Source organism: Achromobacter xylosoxidans (genome assembly GCF_002192695.1).
GTDB lineage: Bacteria > Pseudomonadota > Gammaproteobacteria > Burkholderiales > Burkholderiaceae_B > Achromobacter > Achromobacter xylosoxidans_C.
This window is the reverse complement of record NZ_MTLG01000041.1, coordinates 1-3,577: the sequence shown is the minus strand read 5'-3', so window position 1 is coordinate 3,577 and position 3,577 is coordinate 1. Positions and strand designations below refer to the sequence as shown.

At 69.1% G+C, this 3,577-nt stretch carries 5 protein-coding genes; all 5 read right to left on the bottom strand.

The genetic code is table 11. The features are described from left to right. A partial coding sequence (gene traD, locus BRO63_RS04565) for a conjugative transfer system coupling protein TraD (RefSeq protein WP_143219447.1) occupies positions 1–1,029 on the bottom strand: 1,029 nt, incomplete at its 3' end. A 4-nt stretch (positions 1,030–1,033) separates the two neighbouring features. Next, positions 1,034–1,582: an integrating conjugative element protein gene (locus BRO63_RS04560; RefSeq protein ID WP_003460312.1), complete on the bottom strand. Its 549-nt coding sequence runs from the start codon at positions 1,580–1,582 to the stop codon at positions 1,034–1,036. Continuing rightward, positions 1,579–2,169 (bottom strand): transglycosylase SLT domain-containing protein, encoded by a 591-nt coding sequence (locus BRO63_RS04555; protein WP_088138664.1) that lies wholly within the window; start codon positions 2,167–2,169, stop codon positions 1,579–1,581. Before BRO63_RS04555 ends, BRO63_RS04560 begins: the two co-directional genes overlap by 4 nt. Beyond that, the gene (locus tag BRO63_RS04550; RefSeq protein WP_088138663.1) at positions 2,151–2,870 is read right to left on the bottom strand and encodes a TIGR03759 family integrating conjugative element protein; all 720 of its coding nucleotides are present in this window, start codon (positions 2,868–2,870) and stop codon (positions 2,151–2,153) included. Before BRO63_RS04550 ends, BRO63_RS04555 begins: the two co-directional genes overlap by 19 nt. A 14-nt stretch (positions 2,871–2,884) precedes the next feature. Beyond that, positions 2,885–3,535 (bottom strand): hypothetical protein, encoded by a 651-nt coding sequence (locus BRO63_RS04545; RefSeq protein ID WP_088138662.1) that lies wholly within the window; start codon positions 3,533–3,535, stop codon positions 2,885–2,887. Positions 3,536–3,577: the final 42 nt, after the last annotated feature.

Here is a 3,577-nt window from a genome sequence, read left to right as displayed (position 1 = left end):
GAAGTAGTGCTGGGCGTACTCGATGAACAGCGCGTCGATGTTGATGACATGCCGCTGGATCAGCATGTAGTCCGGACGCTGCCCCAGTTCCACCAAGGCGCGGGCGATGATGTTGACGAAGCGCCAGGCAAATTCCCTGAAAGCCGCCGAGTTGCCTTCACCGGAGAGTTGCCCTGCAATGCGGGTCGCCACCTCGCTGATACGTCCAAAGCGCCCCACGGCGTTGTAGCGCGCGGAAATGTCCGGCCAGCCCAAATGGAAGACATAGAACTCGCCCTCGCGGCCCGCGCGTTGCGCCTCGACGTACATCCGCTTCAGCAGATCGGCATCCCCTTTGGGGTCGATGACGATCACGACCTCGTGCTCTCCCGCCGCGTTCTTTCGCCGGATGTCCTGGGTCACGAACAGTTCGGCCAGCCGCGTCTTGCCCACGCGGGTTGTCCCCAAGACCAATGAGTGCCCGACGCGCTCGCCGAGCGGCAGGCTGACGTCCACCTCCTCGGGTTCGATGCCGTGCAGCCGAGGCAGTCCGCCCACGGGCGGCAGCGGGCGCACTGGGTTGAAAGGCATGTCCCAGCCGGTGAGTTTCGGCAGCCGGGAAAGCGGGAACCGCGCGAACTCCAGCCGTTCCTCCAGGCGCCGCGTCAGTCGGTAGGCCGGCGTCGGCTCGACGTAGCGCCGAAACTCCGGCCGGTATGTCTGCATGAGCCTATGGGTGTGTTTCTGCTCCCACAAAAAGCCGCGCCCCACAAACAGACGTTGCTGGCTGACCGGCACGTCCTTGCTGGTCATCACGTAGCGCGGCAGGCGGCGGATGTTGCGCCGGTAGCGCAGGATGACGCGGGCATCGCGGTAGCGGATCGCGCCATAGGCCCCGAACGCCAGTGCGCTGCCGACACCCATGGCGGGGCTCAGCGCGAGCGACCACGGGGCCACCAGGGACAGAAACGCGGCGCCCGCACACGCCGCGACGGTATATAGCTCCACCGCTGGGCGAAGCAGCACCTCGACCGGCTGTTTCCCCGACATGGCTTCATTGCTCGATGCCGGTGGCCGTGATCAGCGCCGGGTAGTGCCGCAGGCCCAAGCGCTCGGCCAAGTCGTCACCGGACACGGGCGCGAGGGGGACGCCGGGTGCCAGTGCGCGCAGCCGCTCCAGGCCCTGGACGGTCTCGACGTTGACCACCAGACCGACCGCGCCGCGCTCGCGCAATGAGGCTGCATGGCGGCGCAACCAGGCCTGGGAAGCCTCGTCGTCGCCCACGACCACAAAGGGACGCAGGCCCGGGGCCTCGATCACCCGCCGCGCGACGGTGCCGGACGTGAGCTTGGCGCTACGCACCGGCAGCATCGCGGCCTCGTCCGCCGGTGTGGCAGGGATCTGAGGCGCCGGGACGGGCGACCGGGCCGGAGCGTTGGCGCGCGGCTGAAGGTTCAGTGCTTCGTAGTACGGCAGCGCCGACGTGCCGCCACGGTCTTCGACCACGATCAGCGGCTCGCCGGCACGCGAGGCCAGCGGCAGACCAGCCAGCAGCACGAGCAGGCCTTTCGCCGCGAGATGGGCCAGATGGGATTTCGTCATGGGGAGGTCTCCTGGCGCGCGGCGAGGACCGCGGCGGTTGGGTGCGTGCCCTGCACGCGCGCGAGGTGGCGGGACACGCTGCGGCGATAGCGGGCAGCGGGCTCACCGCCCGCCGGACGGTGGTAGCGGCCGATCGCCAGCAACCAGTCCTCACCGGCGGTGTGCTGCTCCTTCAGAATCTCGGCAGCGATGGCGAGGTTGCGGTACGGGTCGAGCAAGTCGCACGCGCTGGCGTAACGCTGCTGTTGGTAGCCGAGGTTGATCTGGCCCAGGCCCACGTCGATGCGCGTGTGCGGCGTGGAGCGCATCGCCTGCTGCAAACCGGCGCAGGCGTCGGCGCGGGTCGCGTAGCGGCGCGACTGGCCGGCGACGTTGAGGGACCAAGGCCACGGGACGATGCGTCCGTTACGCCGGATGCCGCTCTCCTGCAAGGCCACGGCGTAGAGCACCGCCGAGGGAATGCCCGCGCGCTGGGCGGCAAGCTGGTAGGCCGGTGGTGGAATTTCCTGGGCCTGGGCGGCGCAGACGCAGAGGCCAGCAGCGAGCACCAGTGCGCGCAACGGCGCCGTCAGGGTTGGCGCTGCCATTGGCCGTTCACCTCGCGCACGACCGCTGGGAGATCGCCGGGCAGGCCCAGCGACAGCCAGCGGCCGCCGTCATGGTTGAGCGTGATGCTGCCGCTGCGCACCCGTGCCGGGTCGATCTGCGCGCGCTTGGCCCAGTCGCGGATGCGCGCGTCGTCCTGGCGGCTGCCGACCATGTACAGGTCGAACTCAGTACCCGAGGATTGCAGGCGCTGCACGAGTTGCCCGCAGGCCACGCAGCCGTCCCTGACGAACACCGCCATACGGCCGCTGCTGCGCACTGCGCCGGGCTTGTCGTCAGGCAGGTTCACCCGTTGCATGCCGGGGTTCAGGCGCTGCCAGGCATCGTCGTAGGCGCGCTGGTAGGCGAGCAATTTCTCGACGCGGCGTGCTTCGACCTGCACCTGCAGTTCTGCGTAGCGCCGCCGTTCTTCATCGGTGCGGGCCTCGATGCCCAGCGCGGACAGCGGGTCCAGGTTGGGCGAGTAGATGCCCAATGGCCCGTCCATCAGCTCACGATAGCGCGCCCATTCCTGCGGTTGGAGGCCCCAGTCGCTTGTTACCTGGTCGTCCGGGGTTCGGGCGACCAGCGGACGCTCCTGGTTCTGCGCATTGCGGGCCGGGGCGGTGACCGGCTGCTGCGCCCAGGCGGGCAATTGGGCGGATGCCAGCAGGAGCGCGGAAAGGATGATCGACGGCTTCATGTGGTGTGCTCCGGTCAGGGAATCGCCACGCGACGGGTCTGGTCGCCGGCCTGGAACACGGCGGTGTTGCCCTCAATCGCCTGTAAGCGCCACGGGCCGAGCGCATCACCTGGCAGCAGCACCTGAAGCTGGTCGGGCGTGAAGTCCGCACTGCTCGGCGCAACGGACACGCTGCGCTGGCCAGCGCGCAATTCGGCGCCGACGACGCGGAACGGCAGCGGTGGCGGTTCGGGCTTAGCGGCGGCCTTGCCCGATGCGCGCGGCTGGGCGGGTGCTGCGGCGCGCGGAACGGACGCAGCGGTCTGGCGCGCCTTGATCTGCTCGACCTCCGCGCGCAGCGCCTGAAGGTCGTCGGCAGCGGCATAGCCGCTCAGCGATTTCTCAACCTGGGCAGCGCGTGCTTCCAAGACTTGGCGGGTGTCTTTGAGGTCCGCCGCCGTTGCGATGGCCGGACGCTGCTGGATAGCCTCGATCGACTCGACCAGGCCCGCCGCCCGGGCTTCCAGGCGTTGCAGGCGGGAATCCAGCCGTTCCTGGTCGGCCTGGTCGTTCATGGTCTGGTAGCCCAAGGCTACGAAGACGCTGAGGCCGATCAGCCAGAGCCACAGAAGACTCTGCACCACCACGACGGCGGCCGGGCGCCGGGCAGACTGTGGGGCGCTCATGGCTGGCCTCCCGAAACCGAAGGCTCCAGCGGGAACGTCTGC